At 68.3% G+C, this 13,941-nt stretch carries 14 protein-coding genes; 7 read left to right on the top strand and 7 right to left on the bottom strand.

The genetic code is table 11. The annotated features are described in order from the left end of the window. Window positions 1-28 precede the first annotated feature (28 nt). The 5 genes from FDA38_RS10800 to FDA38_RS10780 are packed head-to-tail and all read left to right on the top strand — an operon-like array spanning window position 29 to window position 5,136. Complete coding sequence (locus tag FDA38_RS10800; protein WP_137253873.1) at window positions 29-349, top strand: hypothetical protein; 321 nt, start codon at window positions 29-31, stop codon at window positions 347-349. Continuing rightward, complete coding sequence (locus tag FDA38_RS10795; RefSeq protein WP_137253872.1) at window positions 349-621, top strand: hypothetical protein; 273 nt, start codon at window positions 349-351, stop codon at window positions 619-621. Before FDA38_RS10800 ends, FDA38_RS10795 begins: the two co-directional genes overlap by 1 nt. Continuing rightward, window positions 609-1,301 carry a hypothetical protein gene (locus FDA38_RS10790; protein ID WP_137253871.1) on the top strand — a complete coding sequence of 231 codons (693 nt, stop codon included), beginning with the start codon at window positions 609-611 and terminating at the stop codon, window positions 1,299-1,301. The genes FDA38_RS10795 and FDA38_RS10790 overlap by 13 nt, the downstream gene beginning before the upstream one ends. A gap of 16 nt (window positions 1,302-1,317) precedes the next feature. Then, window positions 1,318-1,818 carry a G/U mismatch-specific DNA glycosylase gene (gene mug, locus FDA38_RS10785; protein WP_137253870.1) on the top strand — a complete coding sequence of 167 codons (501 nt, stop codon included), beginning with the start codon at window positions 1,318-1,320 and terminating at the stop codon, window positions 1,816-1,818. Window positions 1,819-1,842: 24 nt separating this feature from the next. After that, window positions 1,843-5,136, top strand: a complete 3,294-nt coding sequence (locus FDA38_RS10780) for a HEAT repeat domain-containing protein (RefSeq protein WP_137253869.1) — start codon at window positions 1,843-1,845, stop codon at window positions 5,134-5,136. On the opposite strand, the gene ligD is transcribed toward FDA38_RS10780, so the two are convergent. The 5 genes from ligD to FDA38_RS10755 are packed head-to-tail and all read right to left on the bottom strand — an operon-like array spanning window position 5,133 to window position 10,253. After that, the gene (gene ligD, locus FDA38_RS10775; RefSeq protein WP_137253868.1) at window positions 5,133-6,104 is read right to left on the bottom strand and encodes a non-homologous end-joining DNA ligase; all 972 of its coding nucleotides are present in this window, start codon (window positions 6,102-6,104) and stop codon (window positions 5,133-5,135) included. The genes FDA38_RS10780 and ligD overlap by 4 nt on opposite strands. Then, entirely contained in the window at window positions 6,085-7,173 is a 1,089-nt protein-coding gene (locus FDA38_RS10770; protein WP_137253867.1) for a hypothetical protein, read from the bottom strand. Before FDA38_RS10770 ends, ligD begins: the two co-directional genes overlap by 20 nt. After that, window positions 7,170-8,015, bottom strand: a complete 846-nt coding sequence (locus FDA38_RS10765; protein ID WP_137253866.1) for an acetylxylan esterase — start codon at window positions 8,013-8,015, stop codon at window positions 7,170-7,172. Before FDA38_RS10765 ends, FDA38_RS10770 begins: the two co-directional genes overlap by 4 nt. Before the next feature lie 4 nt (window positions 8,016-8,019). Further along, window positions 8,020-8,946: an acetylxylan esterase gene (locus FDA38_RS10760; RefSeq protein ID WP_137253865.1), complete on the bottom strand. Its 927-nt coding sequence runs from the start codon at window positions 8,944-8,946 to the stop codon at window positions 8,020-8,022. After that, entirely contained in the window at window positions 8,943-10,253 is a 1,311-nt protein-coding gene (locus tag FDA38_RS10755; RefSeq protein ID WP_202877617.1) for a hypothetical protein, read from the bottom strand. The genes FDA38_RS10760 and FDA38_RS10755 overlap by 4 nt, the downstream gene beginning before the upstream one ends. A 142-nt stretch (window positions 10,254-10,395) precedes the next feature. Here FDA38_RS10755 and FDA38_RS10750 point away from each other — a divergent pair, with 142 nt between their 5' ends. Both FDA38_RS10750 and FDA38_RS10745 read left to right on the top strand, forming a co-directional pair. After that, window positions 10,396-11,277: an NAD-dependent epimerase/dehydratase family protein gene (locus FDA38_RS10750; RefSeq protein ID WP_137253864.1), complete on the top strand. Its 882-nt coding sequence runs from the start codon at window positions 10,396-10,398 to the stop codon at window positions 11,275-11,277. A gap of 12 nt (window positions 11,278-11,289) precedes the next feature. Beyond that, window positions 11,290-11,673 carry a PPOX class F420-dependent oxidoreductase gene (locus tag FDA38_RS10745; RefSeq protein WP_137253863.1) on the top strand — a complete coding sequence of 128 codons (384 nt, stop codon included), beginning with the start codon at window positions 11,290-11,292 and terminating at the stop codon, window positions 11,671-11,673. A gap of 465 nt (window positions 11,674-12,138) precedes the next feature. On the opposite strand, the gene dusB is transcribed toward FDA38_RS10745, so the two are convergent. Further along, window positions 12,139-13,260 (bottom strand): tRNA dihydrouridine synthase DusB, encoded by a 1,122-nt coding sequence (dusB, locus tag FDA38_RS10740; RefSeq protein WP_137253862.1) that lies wholly within the window; start codon window positions 13,258-13,260, stop codon window positions 12,139-12,141. Next, window positions 13,260-13,940 (bottom strand): hypothetical protein, encoded by a 681-nt coding sequence (locus FDA38_RS10735; protein WP_137253861.1) that lies wholly within the window; start codon window positions 13,938-13,940, stop codon window positions 13,260-13,262. Before FDA38_RS10735 ends, dusB begins: the two co-directional genes overlap by 1 nt. Window position 13,941: the final 1 nt, after the last annotated feature.

Raw genomic sequence — 13,941 nt, 5'->3', positions numbered from 1 at the left:
CACAGATGACATCGACACGGAGGTTCTGATGACACGGAAACCCGCCCTCCTCCTCACCGCGGTCGCCGTCACCGGTGCCGCACTGACCGCCGCCGCGCCCGCGGCGGATGCGGTCGAGGTGCCCGAGCACGCGATCATCGTGTGCCAGGACGCGACCATGTACGAGAACTACGACTTCTCGATCCCCGGTCCAGTGCACCCGATCCGGACGCTGACGTACGGCGACAAGGTCGGCCACACCCGCGGCAAGCACCCGGTCTACAACGGCTGGGCCTCGATCCAGGACTTCGGCCCGAACGACTGGGGCTTCGTCCGGATCGAGTGCCTCGGCGGTTGGGGGTCGTGGTGATGAAACGACTCGCTCTGATCGGTGCGCTCGTGGTCGCGGGCGCCGTACTCACGTCTGTCCCGGCGAACGCCGCCAACGGTCACGTCGGCGTCCGCGAGACCGTCTGCGCGCAGGACCTCGAACTGCGCGTCGCGCCCGGCGGCGCCCGGATGGGCACGCTGCACAAGCCACAGACCTTCCTGGTGAAGGAGATCCACGGCGAGTGGGCCTGGGGGTTCGCGTACGGCGATATCAACCATGACGGCTGGGTCCAGGACGGATGGTTCTGCTGATGCGGCGGCTGATCGCGGCAGTCTGCGGGGTTGTGCTGGGCGTGGTGGCGTTCGCCCAGCCGGCTCACGCGGTCAACCAGTACACGACGATCGGCAACGTGCAGAAGCCGGCGGCCTGCAACAACCACGGGGTGATGCCGGCCGGCGGTTGGCTCGCGAACAAGTCGTGCGGCTACGTGATGGGTACGGCGATCGCGGGGACGAGGTTCGACGTCCACACGACGACGTCGAACAACTTCCACTTCGGCCGCTGGCGGGCCGGGGACGGGTCGAACTTCTGCGCGTTCCTGGTCCCTGGCGCGCTGGACACCTCGCACTCGACGTCGGTGGCGGCCAGTTGCAGTGACGATACGAGTGAGCGGTTGTCCCACCGCCGTACGTTCGGCCGGGACTTCGATGCGGCGCCGCACACCGGGAACGGGGCGATCATCGTCAGCATCAACCCGTCGGCGTGCACTGGTTACTACAACTACTTCACCGACAGCACCTACGCCGGCGGCAGCCTGCACGATCCGGTCGGCTTCACCCTGCCGGCGAGCGGCGGCTACCGGTACTCCACGAACGATCTAGGCGCCGCGATGATCCGGGTCGATGCCCTGGGCGAGACGATCTGGCTGTTCGTGGCGCGCAGCTGTATCGCGTCCCAACTGCCAGGCAACCTGAACAACGAGAACGACTGACGTTAGCGTTCCACTCATGCAAGCTCTGCCCGATGTCATCAGCCCCGGCCTGCGAGTGCTGTTCTGCGGGATCAACCCGGGGCTGATGTCAGCGGCGACCGGGCACCACTTCGCCCGGCCGGGGAATCGGTTCTGGCCGGCGCTTCACCAGAGTGGATTCACTCCGCATCAACTCGCGCCCGCCGAGCAGCAGGAGTTGCTCAGCTACCGGCTCGGCATCACCAACGTGGTCGACAAGCCGAGCGCCCGCGCCGACGAGCTCACCCGCCCGGAGCTCGTCGCCGGCGGCGAGAACCTGGTTGCCAAGGTGCTCCAGGTGCAGCCCGAGTGGCTCGCCGTCCTCGGCGTCACCGCCTACCGCGACGCCTTCGCCGACCGCACGGCGGCCATCGGCAAGCAGGACCGCACGATCGGCACGACCCGCGTCTGGGTCCTCCCGAACCCGAGCGGCCTGAACGCCCACTACACGCTGCCGAAGCTCGCCGAGGCGTTCGCGGAGCTGCGACGGGTGAGTTGACCGGTCGTTCGGCAGGATGGGGTTATGCGAGCCACGGACCTGCTGCAGGCGATCGACCAGCTTTCGTACGGCGACCGGCTGCGGCATGTGGCGCTCGAAGGCCGCCGGTTGGGCGGGACCGCCGAGCTGCTCGATGAGCTTGGGCGGGGAACGCCGTACGAGCGGACTCTTGGTGTCACGATTGCGCAGGTCACGGGTGACGTCGCCTATGTGACCCGGCTACTCAACGACCCGACGCCGGCGGTGCAGCATCGCGCGCTCGCGGCGGTCGGGAAGGGTGTCGCGGTCTCGGACGACGACCTGCGGATCCTGTACGACGACGCACCCGCCGTATTGCGCACGAAGCTCCTGCACGTGATCCGGAAGACCCGCCGATCCGCGCTCGCCTCCCGGCTGATCGACGACCACCGCGAGCGCTGGGGCGACCAGGCCGCCGCGAGTCTGCTCTCCAGCACGGACGGCGAGACCGTCGAGCGGCTGCTGCCCGAGCTCGCCTACATCCTCGGTCCGGGCGAGTGGGAGCGGCTCGGATCACGGCACCCGAAGGTCGTCCTCGCCTACGCGCACAGCACGCTGCCGTCCGGCCCGGATCGGGACGAGTGGTGGCAAGGCACGGCGTACGGCGTGGTCGGGGCGCTCGAGCACGATCGCGCCCAGGTCACCGAGCTGCTGACATCGGCACTCCTGCCGGATCAGTTGCCTCCAGCAATCACCTCGATCCTCGGCCGGTTGGATCCGGAAGCGGTTCTGCAGATCCTGCTGACGCCCGAGCGGCCGAGGTGGGCTGCTCTGACTCCCGCGGTACGCCGACGGCTCTACCGCTACTCCGACGACGAACTGATCGCGCTCGGTCGACTGCTCTGGCCGAACCTGACCGAGCTGCTCGGCGACCTGCCGCCGTCCCGCCGCGCGACGGTCTTCAACGGCATCACCAGCACGGTCGACCTCGGCCAGCACGTGCTCGGCGAGGACCTGCTCGCCGTCCTCCCCCGTTCCGTGCGCTTCGAGCAGGCCCGGCGGATGCTCGCCCTGCCGACGATTGCTGAGGGCAACCACTCGCGCTGGCACACCACCGCGTTCCTGCCGTACGACGAAGCGTTCGCGCTGCTCGAGCCGGAGATCACGCAGCCGGACGCAGACGATCGCGCTTTGGTATACCAGCTAGTCGTAGCGTCGGCCGGCCACTCGCGGGAGCCGGCCGCCGTCGAGGCTGCGGTCGCCTGGGTGACGCGAGCCCGCAACGATCGCGACACCGTTCGGCAGACCGTCCTGCGTGCCCTCAGCAACCTTCCGCCGTCGATGCTGAGCGGCGCTCTGACAGCCTCGCTCGAGAGTTTGCTGACGAGCGCATTGGAGGCGCGCGACACCAGTTGGGGCACCCAACGAGCGCTCAGCACGCTCGCGACCACCGCCGTCCAGGAAGGTGCCCGACGCAACGATCCGGTCCTGCTGGAGTGGGGGTTGAAGGCGCACGGGCGGATGACGGAGAACCAGGGCTCGATCCCGCTGTACGGGCTGATCGAAGGGCTGCCGCGCGGCCAGGAGACGGCTGTCTACGACGTACTGCGGAAGTACGTCGACGACGGGGTGGCGCGGAAGGAGTTCCGGCTGCCGTTCGCGATCTCGCGAGCGTTCGACGATCGCGGCTGGTCGAACGAGCACCTGCAGGCCGCGCTCGAACAGGCGGTCTGGTCGAACCAGGAGTACACCGTCGGCGAGGCGACCGAGCTGTGGTTGTGGCCGTCCGCGACGCGCGGCGAGCGGGTCGAGCGGATCATCAGACGCGATGTCGGGATGGCGCGCTGGGATCCGGTCTGGCAGGCGGTGACCGAAGTACGGACCGATCTGCTGGACGACGTACTCGCGCATCCCGATCGGATCCGCCGGTTCGAGCGGGACCATCCGGCCTGGAACGTCTCGGACCGCGCGATCCGCCGCTGGCTCCCCCGCCAACAGGCGCGGTACGCCGAACTCGTGGCCGGCGCGGCCGCTGACGAGCGGATGCCGGACTGGGCTCGTGCGAACGCGGTGTCGATGCTGGGGCATGTGCCGAGCGCGGGGCGGGCAACGCTCGAGCCGTTCCTGACGGATGAATCCGTGCTGCTGCAGGAGGCTGCGCTCGGGGCGTTGGCGTGGACGGATTCGCCGCAGGAGGCGTTGCCGGTTTTGCTCGCGCACGCGGGTGACGACCGCGCCCGGGTCGCGATGTATGCGGCGACCCGGGCGGCGATGTTCGTGCGGCCGAGTCGGTTGCCGGGGTTGTTGCATCCGGTGCTGGTCGGCGAGGGCGTGAAGATCACGTCCCGCAAGGAGGCGGCGCGGTTGCTGGGCAAGCTCCGCGCTCCTGGTGCGAGTGCCGTTCTTGCGGACGCGTGGGCCTCGGCGCATCGCGACGTGAAGGCTGCGATTGCCAGTGCGGCTTCGCAGTACCTGCTGCATGAGCCGGCGAGTTGGGCGTTGCTGCAGCAGGCCGTGCATGACAGCGCGGCTACGGCGACGGTTCTGACGCAGCGGCCGGCGTACGGGATGGCGGCGAAGTACCGCGCTCGGTATGCCGATCTGCTGGTCGCGGTGACGAACCGGCCTGAGCCTGAGGTGGTGCGGAGTGCGGTGCGGTCGTTGCCGCGGTGGGCGCGGTGGAATCCCGCGGTGGCGCCGATCTGCGTGGACTTCATCACGGATCTGTCGACAGCGATGGTGTGGAACGACGCGACGACAGCCCTGGTCGCAATCGACCCCGAGCTGGTAGGCGACGAGCTCGTCCGGGCCGCCCGTCTCTTGGTCCGGCTCGAGGCCGACCCACGCCGGCCCGATGCGACGCCCGACCGCGATCATCCCGCGAGGCAGCGGCTCGAGGTGCTGGTGCAGCGCCTGACCCAGACGTTCTATGCGAAGCCGGACCGGCAGATCCTCAGGACGGTCGCCGCGGAACTCGACAGCCCGGAGCTGCTGCAGCTGCGGTTGGATCTGCTCGTCGATTCACTCGACTGGCACAACCTGCAGGCCGATCTCGGCGCTCTCGTCGAGGCCGTTGAAAGGCGTCCGCTGGCGGCGCACTACGCGTCGTCCCGGCTCGGCGGGCGGCTGGGCGTGCTCACCTCGCGTTGGACACCGGAGCTGCTTGAGGAGCCGGCCCGCGCCCTGCTTCGCGGCGAGACGCTGGCGGCGGGATTGCTGGCCGGTTCGCTGATCGCCGAGGCGGGTCACCGGACCGGTTGGGCTCCGGTGTGGCGCGAGTTGCTGGCCGAGTTGCGCAAGCATCCGCATCCCGACGTACGGCAGGAAGCGCTCAGTGTGAAGACGGCTACCGAGGTCTAGGATTCCTCGCCGGCGGCTTCGCGGGCGCGTTTGCGGCGTTTGCCTTCGTGCATGGCGACGACTCGGGCGATCGGGATCGCGCGGCCTTCCTCCAGGAGGTCCTCGGGGAGGTCTTGCGGCGCCGGGAGCTCGTCGGCCCACGGGTCGCGGTCGCCCAGCAGCTGGACCGCGTTCCGGACGGTGAAGTCGCGCGGGGTGACGCTCTCCAGGTCGTCCCAGCCCACCGGGTACGAGACCGTCGTACCAGGCCGGACCCTTGGGCTGTACGCGGCCACGATCGTCGCGCCGCCGGAACGGGTCGAGTCGACGAACACCTTCCCGTGCCGATCGTCCTTGATGTACGCCGTGGTCGCGACCGCCGGATCGATCTTCTCCGCCCGCGCCGCGATCGCCCTGGTTGCGGCCGCCGCGTCCTCGATCGACACCGTGTCGACGATCGGCACGATCACGTGCACACCCTTCGCGCCGCTCGTCTTGACCGCGCCGGACAGGCCGGAGTCCGTCAGCGCCTGGCGTACGAGCAAGGCCGCCTGGACCGCCATCGTGAATGTCTCACCCTCCGGCGGGTCGAGGTCGAGGACGAGATGCGTGACGTGGTCCCAGGCACCGGCCCGCATCAGTGTCGGGTGGTACTCGACGGCACGCTGGTTGGCGAACCACAGCAGCGTCCGCCGGTCGTCGCACAGCGCGTACGACACCTCGCGCTTCGACGCCTCGGCCCACACCTGCACGGTCTTCACCCAGTCCGGCGTGTACTTCGGAACGTTCTTCTGCATGAACTTCGGCTGCCCCGGACGGATCCGGATCACCGACAACGGCCGCTCCCGCAGCTCCGGGAGGATCCGCTCGTGCACCGCGTCCAGGTAGTCGACCAGATCCCGCTTGGTCGCCTCCGCCCCGTCGAACAACGGCTGATCCAAGTTGGTCAGGTCTACGCCGTCCCGCGTCTCATCCGGCTTGCTCGCCATCCCCAGAGCTTAGAAGGGTGATGAGGGCTTCGAGAACCACTTTGTCCTCGCCGGGTTGGAGCGTCTGCGGGTTGAGGGCGATCGCGTCGTCGGAGAGGCCGAAGGTTCCGACGGCGATTCGAGGGTTGCCGTCCCAGAGTTTCTTGATCACCTCGTCGCGGGTGCCGGGGAGTCTGAGCACCGCTCGGCTGTGCGGTTGGCCCGCCTCGCTCGGGTACCCGCGCTCGACCACCAGGCCGGGGACCGCCTGCAAGCCGGCGATCCAGTCGTCGACCATCCGCTCGTACGACGCCAGCATCGCGTCCTCGTCCTGCTCAAGGGTCCACTCGACCGCGGCGAGCAGGCCGAGGAGCTCCTCCTTGCCGACCTTCATCCCGCGGCCGATCTCGTGGTTGGGCGACGAGTGCGCGCGGATCCGGTCGATCAGCCAGGCCTTCCCCAGCACAAGGCCGCTCGCCTGCGGCCCGCGCAGGCCCTTGCCGCCGCTGACGATCACCGCGTCGGCGCCGATGTCCCGGGTGAACCGCCACAGCGACGAGACCGGCGGGATCTGAGCCGCGGCGTCGACGATCACTGGCGTAGCGGGGGCGTCCTGCGCGACCCGGACTACCTCCTCGATCGGGAGAGCGCCGGCCGCGTAGTGCGCGCCAGCCATCCAGAGCATGCAGGCGGGCCGTCGTACGAGTGCTGCTTGTAGCTCCTCGACGGACGGGCCGATCTCGACGATGTGGACGCCGAGGAAGCGGGCCGAGTAGTCGTAGCCGTTACGTTGGCTCGCGAACATCACGACCTCGGCGTCGGTCGGGAACGCTTGCGATTCGGTGGTGATGCACGACGCGATCGCGAGGGTGATGGCTGCCGCGGCGCCGGACGTGACGTAGGCGGATTCGTTGTGGGTCAGTTCGGCGAGACGCTCACCCGCGCGCACCTGCAACTCGGGGAGGTCGACGAAGCGGGTGGCGGCGTCGGCCATCGCCTGGATAACAGGCGGCGGCATCAGCGAGCCGCCGAGGAACGTGACCGTGGCGTTGGCGTTGATGACCTGGCGGACGCCGAGCGGGGTGCTCATGCGATGAACTTTGACATGGCAGGTACTCCGGATCGCTCCGCGAGCCAGGCGTCGAGAAAGTCGTTGTCGGTGCCGTCTCTGTGAGTCACGTGGTAGACCTCGGCATCTCGGGTGGCAGAGATCAGCGACTCGCACCATTCTTCGTTGTCGATGGCAAACAACGTCCGACAGCTGATCGCGGGCGCGTGGCGCGCCGGATCGAAGTACGACAGTGTGGTGGCGAGGGTCTCGGCTGAGGAGCCTGTGCGGAGATGATCGTTCAACTCCTCCAGCGGGTAGAGGGATGACCTGAGGCGTGCCTCCATCGCCCTGTAGAACAAGAGATCCGTCACGCGAATCGAGCTGAAGCCGGGGCGCCGTGCAGCCGTCAGCATCGCCAGATCGTCGCCGGTGACCGCGACCTTCTCCGGATCCACTTCGGCCAGTCCGTGCAGGAACTCGGCCGCCCGTAGGCAGTCGGCGGCGATGCCGCGGTAGATGTACGTCGCGGAGTCGTCGATGCCCATCGTCAGCAGACCTGGGTACGCCGCCGCGAACCCCTCGTCGGCGAGCCGCTGCCCGCGGTGCATGAGGCTGAGTACGACGTACCGGCTGCGGTCGTTCGGGTGCGGGATGTTGTTGACGCTGCCGTAGCGCGGGGTGATGAGGAGTGCGGGGAACGGTCCGTCGCCGGCCGGGATGCTGAGGTTGCCGTACACGCGGTACGGGCCGGTGCTGGTGATCCGCAGCGTGTAGAACGTGGCTTCGTCGGTCGTCCGCGCCGGTACGACATCGAGGACGGGCCGGCCTGGGATCGCCGCCAGCTCGTCGTCGACGGCGGACCAATAGCTGTCGAAGTTCATTCGTTCACCGTCCCGGGGTGAGGTGCTCGGCGAGGAAGTCCTCGACGACCCGCATCACGTCCGGCAGGCCGGCGTGGTGCGCGCAGTGTGGATAGGTCCGCAGCGTGGTCTCGCAGGTCAGCGCGCGGTGGAGTGCGAACCCGGTCTCCGGCGGGCAGACGTCGTCCTCGAGGCCGACGTACAGGAGAGTTGGCGCTTGGACCTTCGGCGCGAAGTTCAGGCCGTCGTAGTACGCGACCGTCTCGCGTACGCGGTCGACGTCCTTCGGGTGGATCCGCAGGTACTCGTTGATCTCCTCGTACGGGTACGAGCGGGTCAGCGTCGGCGCGGTCATGATGCCGCAGAGGTACGGCGCTCCCGCCGCCACGCAGCGGATCACGTCGGGCATCAGCGCGGCTGTGGAGATTCCGAGCCCACCGCCCTGGCTCGATCCCTGCAGCCCGATCCTCCCGTTGTCGACGTCGGGACGATCCAGCAACACCTCGACTGCGCGGACTACGTCCAGATAGAACCCGCGATAGCCGTAGGTGTTGGGGTCGACGATGTTGTGGGTCAGCAGTCCCGGGTAGCCCGGGTTGAACGTCTCGTTCGACCTGAGCTTGCCGCGCGGCGCGACGGCGAGTGCGGCGTACCCGAGCTCGGACCATTCCTTCGGGATCGTCGGCTCGGAGATGTAGCCGGGGATCGTGACCAGAGCCGGCAGCGGCGCCGGATGATCGCGCGGGATGGTATACCAGCCGGCGATCCGCAGACCGCCGTAGCTGGTATAGCGCAGGTCGTAGACGATCACCTTGTCGGTCGAGAGCGTCGGCATCTCGGTGAGGACGGGGTCCAGCGGGTACGACGCACAGTCCGCCAGACCGGTCGCCCAGAAGTCGTCGAAGTCGTCGGGCAGCTCGACCTCGACGGTCGTATTCTCGGGGTCTCTCAAGAGCGTTCCTCTCGGTTCTCCAGCGCTTGGACGATGCGCAGTCGGTAGAGACGCGTCGGGCGTCCTTTGGGGTGGTGCTGGGCGGTGCCCTCGACGCTCACCAGGCCGCCTGCGTCGAGGGTGCGGACGAGACGGCGTCCGCTCTGATCCGTGATGCCGAGATGACCGGCAAGCTCTCCGGGCGAGAGCGTGCGGCCTTGGAGTTCGTGGTCCAGCGCGGCCAGCCGTGACACGGTGGTCGCGCTCAGACCGACGTACTTCGCCAGTTGTTCGACCTCTTCACCGTGCTCGCGGTACGAGAACCGGAGCGCTTCGCCGGCCGGGCCCATCGGGCCGATGACGACGCCGCTGTCCTCGAAGAGGTACGCACAGGGTTCTTCGGATAGCTCGGCACGCGCGGCGGCTTGCTCGGCGAGGAGGACGCAGTTGCGCGCGGACACGCCGACGCCGAAGCCGGCGGAGATCTGTGCGCCGAGCGCTGCGGCGGCCTCGGCCAGCGCGGGTACGGCGACCCAGTTGCGGGTGATGCGCTCGAACAACGCCTTGTGGGCGAAGACGACGACACCGCGGCGCCCGCGGTTCTCGATCCAGGCGCCGGCGAATTCCGGGGTGTTGAGCAGGTGGTTCATCAGCCCGATCCGGGCGCGTTCGACGTCCGCCGATCGGTCGATGAGGAAGACACCGGCGGCGAACCGCTGGGCGCTGGCACGCTCGGATTCGATCCTGAGCGCGAGCTCGTGCAGCTCGGTGCGAATCGTGGCCGGCACCGGCATACCGCTCATGATCCGGAGCTGCCCGTCCAGCTGCTCGCGGACCGCGGCGCGGCCGCTGATCACGTAGCTGCGGTCGCCGAACTTTTGGTATACCGAACGGTGGAAGTCGACGATCTCGTCCACGGTCTGGGTCGGTGCGTAGGGCAAACAATCGATCTGGTCCTGGTCGAGGTCCAGTGCACTCGCCACCGCTTCGACCGCTTCGGCCGGGAACGTGTCGATGCTGACCGGTGTCGGACCCCAACCGCGTTCTTGGGCGCGGTACAGCGCGAGCGTCAGATCGAGCGCCGACGAACGGATCACGCCGACCGGGAGCCCGGGCGGCAGCAGTTCGCGGCTCGCGGCGTACGGGACCGGTCCGGCGAGGAAGCCGTCGAGTCGCGTCGTGCTGAGGAACTCGGCGACCTTGTCCCGGATCTCGTCCTCGTGGTCGTAGCTGACCCACTCGAGGTCGACACCGCCGAGCGTGCGGGCCGCTTCGTGGTACAACTCGTGGTGGGTCGCGTGCCTGACGACGCCGATCACGATGCCCACGACACTCCTTCAACGAACCAGGTTCGGAAGTGATTCGTAAATCCAATGCCGTCTAACGTCCCCTGATTTCGGGGGTCGGGTCAAGGGATCGTGCGGGATTCGTTCAAGCAGTGGACGTCTTCGCGGTCTTAGCGTCGCGGGCATGATTCTCGTCACCGGTGGGCTCGGCATGATCGGCGCCCACACCGCCCGCGCCCTCCTCGACCTCGGGCACGAGGTCGTCATCACGTCCCACCGGCGTACCGATGCCCCTTCGTTCCTGGACGGCAAGGTCGTCGTCGAGCAGCTCGACGTCACCGACCGGTCCGCCTTCCTCGAGCTCGGCGATCGGTACGCGATCAGCGACATCGTGCATCTCGCGGGGAGCATTCCTGCCGAGGATCCGGTCGCGTACTTCCGCCACGACACCGTCGGGTTGCTCAACGCGCTGGATGCGGCGCGGACGTGGGGCGTACGGCGGTTTGCGGTCGCCAGCAGCATCGGGGTGTACATCGGGCAGGACGAAAGCCCTTGGCACGAAGGCCTCCCGCTCCCGACCGCCGACCTCCCGCACCTGATCGTCGCCTTCAAGAAGGCCGTCGAGCCCGTGACGACCCACAGCCTCGCCGGAACCGGCATCCACCCGATCGTGCTCCGCATCGGCTCGACCTGGGGCCCGCTGATGGACCCGGAGTCGATCTTCAGCCCGATCCCGCCGTACGTCAGCGCCGTACTCCGCGGCGAGACCCCCACTCCCCTACCCGCCGACACCGGCGGCGACTGGTGCTACGCGCCGGACATGGGCCGCGCGATCGCGTCCCTGGTCAATGCCGAGGTCCTCAACCACACCACCTACAACGTCTCCAGCGGCACCCCCTTCACGTACGCCGACGCCGCCGACCAGCTCTCCGTCGAGCCCGGCGGCGAAACCAGTCCACACCTAGACATCACCCGCCTGACAACGGAGACCGGCTTCACCCCCACCTTCACCTTCCCCGAAGCCGTCGCCCACTACATCACCTGGCGCACCACCAACCCACGCTGAAAGGCCTCACCCATGCTCGACCCCACCATCCGCCGCGTCCTAGCCGGCCCCGCCTTCGCCCACCTAGCAACAACCCTCCCCGACGGCTCCCCCCACAGCACCCCGGTGTACGCCGGCACCCGAGGCAACCACATCGTCTTCTTCACCGGCCCCGGCATGCAGAAAGCCCGCAACCTACGCCGCGATCCCCGCCTAGCTCTCTCGATCGTCCCCGCCGACAACCCCTTCGAACCGATCGCCATCCGCGGCCGGGCCGTCGAGTGGATCGAGGGCGACGAGGCATGGGCGATCATCGACCAGCTGGTCGCGAAGTACATAGACATCAAGTACCCCCCCGACCACGAGCGGGTCGTCATCGTCGTAGAACCCGACCACCAGACGGTCGGCATGAGCTGACCAGTCGACAGGTAGTTGCCCTCAGCATCTAGATCCTGGCAGGCGTCGATGCGTTAGCCCCACTGGCCGGCGGCTCGGAGGCAACAGTCCTGGCGCGTTCCAGGGTCGAGCGCGGGAGGAAACCACGCTCACTCGAACGACACCGCATCCTCCCAACCACATGGTGGTGGGCAGCCGGGCAGCCACCCTCACGCCAGACACGACGTGCTCCCCCACCTCATTTGGGTGGGCGGGCGGGCAACCACACGCCGGCAATCACACCGTCCCTCACCACATTTGAGTGGGTGGGCGGGAAGTCAACATCCGCCCTGGCGATCGCCTTCGTCCTCATCCGATGAGAGCGGTCCGGCGAACCGGCGATCATCTGCACCAGATGGGTCGGCCGGAGCACGATCCGCGCCGCCGAAGGCGGCCAATCGACCAGTCGCCGCGAAGCGGTGTCCTTTGGCCGGTGTCCTTCAGCTGTTAGCCGCCGGAGACGCCGATCTCGGCTTCGGCTAGATCCGTGGACAGGCCGTCGGTGTCGTCTAGCCAGCCTTGGGGTAGGACGACGTGGTCTCGGGGGCTGCCTTGGCGGCCTCGGGGGGCGCCTAGTTCGGCTACTGGGAAGGGGACGATGGGGTCTAGTTGGGCTAGGAGTTCGTCCAGGTGGGTGAGGGTGTCGACCATGCCCAGGGCGGCGCGGAGTTCGCCGCCGGCGGGGAAACCCTTCAGGTACCAGGGGACGTGCTTGCGGAAGTCGCGTAGCCCGCGCTGCTCGCCCATGAGCTCGGCCAGCAGCTCAGCGTGGCGGCGCATCACGACGGCGACTTCGCCGAGCGTCGGCAGGTTCAGCGCCTCGCCGCCACCAAACGCCACAGCAAGATCCCGGAACAACCACGGGCGCCCCAAACACCCGCGCCCGACAATCACCCCGGCGCAGCCTGTCTCGGCGACCATCCGGAGGGCGTCACCGGCTTCCCAGATGTCGCCGTTCCCCAGCACGGGAATCGATACGTGCTCCACCAGCGCGGCGATCGTCGACCAGTCCGCCTGACCGGAGTAGGCCTGTGCCGCCGTACGCCCGTGCAGACCGATCGCGGCCGCGCCCGACTCCTCGGCGATCCGCCCGGCATCCAAGTACGTCTGGTGCGAGTGGTCGATCCCGATCCGCGTCTTCATCGTGACAGGGATGCCGTACGGCGTCGCCGCGTGGACCGCGGAGCGGAGGATCGCGCCGAGCAGGTTCCGCTTCCACGGCAGTGCGGCACCGCCGCCCTTACGCGTCACCTTCGGGACCGGGCAGCCGAAGTTCAGATCGATGTGCGCGACACCGTAGGCATCACAAAGGATCTGCACAGCACGCCCGATGTAGACCGGGTCGACGCCGTAGAGCTGCACCGACCGCACCGTCTCGGAGTCGGCGAACGTCAGCATGTCCAACGACTTCTGGTCACCCTCGACGATCCCGCGGGACGTGATCATCTCGCAGACGTAGAGCCCCGCACCTTGCTCCGCGCACAGCTGCCGGTACGCCGCGTTGGTGATCCCGGCCATCGGCGCCAGCACCACCGGCGTGTCGATCGTGAGCCCGCCCAGCTGCAACATCAGGCCTTCGCCACCAGCACCTGGCCGTTGCCGGAAACCTGTGCTTTATAAGGCTGTACGGCGTTCGCCGTCGTCGTCACGTCGCACGCGATCCCCGCGTCGGAATGCTTGACCACGGCAACATCATCCATCGTGCAGGTGACCTTCGCGGCATCGGCGGCCGACCGCTGCACGGCGTCGACGACCTTCGCGCGAACGATCGCGACCGAGTCCGACGTGAACTTGTACGACGCCGAGTACTGCTTCGCGTCGACCGTCAACGTGCCGCTGTACGACTTCCCGGCGTACGTGACAGTGCACGTGAGCTCGTGCTGGCCCGCGGTCTCGACCTTGTCGATGCCGGGGCACTTCACCGTCGTGGTGGCTGCCTTGCCGGCCGCGATCTGCGCCTGCTTGGAGATCGCGAAGGTGATCCGCGACGCCAGCGGAGCGTCGTCGGCCGGCTCGCCTGTCACCTTCGGCGTCGGCCACGGCTTCGACGGCGTCGGCAGCGGGGTCAGCGAAGGCGTAGAAGCGGTCGGGATCGGGGCGCTGGACGGCGCGCTGGCGGAGGAAGACGCGGACGGCGAGCTCCCGGCCGAAGGCTTGCTGTCCGAGCAAGCAGACAACAAGAACACCGCCAGCGCAGACAACCCGAAGACGGCCAGCCCGAAGCGAACCCGATCCCGCGACAGCCTCATC

Source organism: Kribbella jiaozuonensis, assembly GCF_005233875.1.
In the GTDB taxonomy this organism is placed as follows: Bacteria; Actinomycetota; Actinomycetes; order Propionibacteriales; family Kribbellaceae; genus Kribbella; species Kribbella jiaozuonensis.
This window is presented reverse-complemented; position numbering and strand designations above follow the sequence as displayed.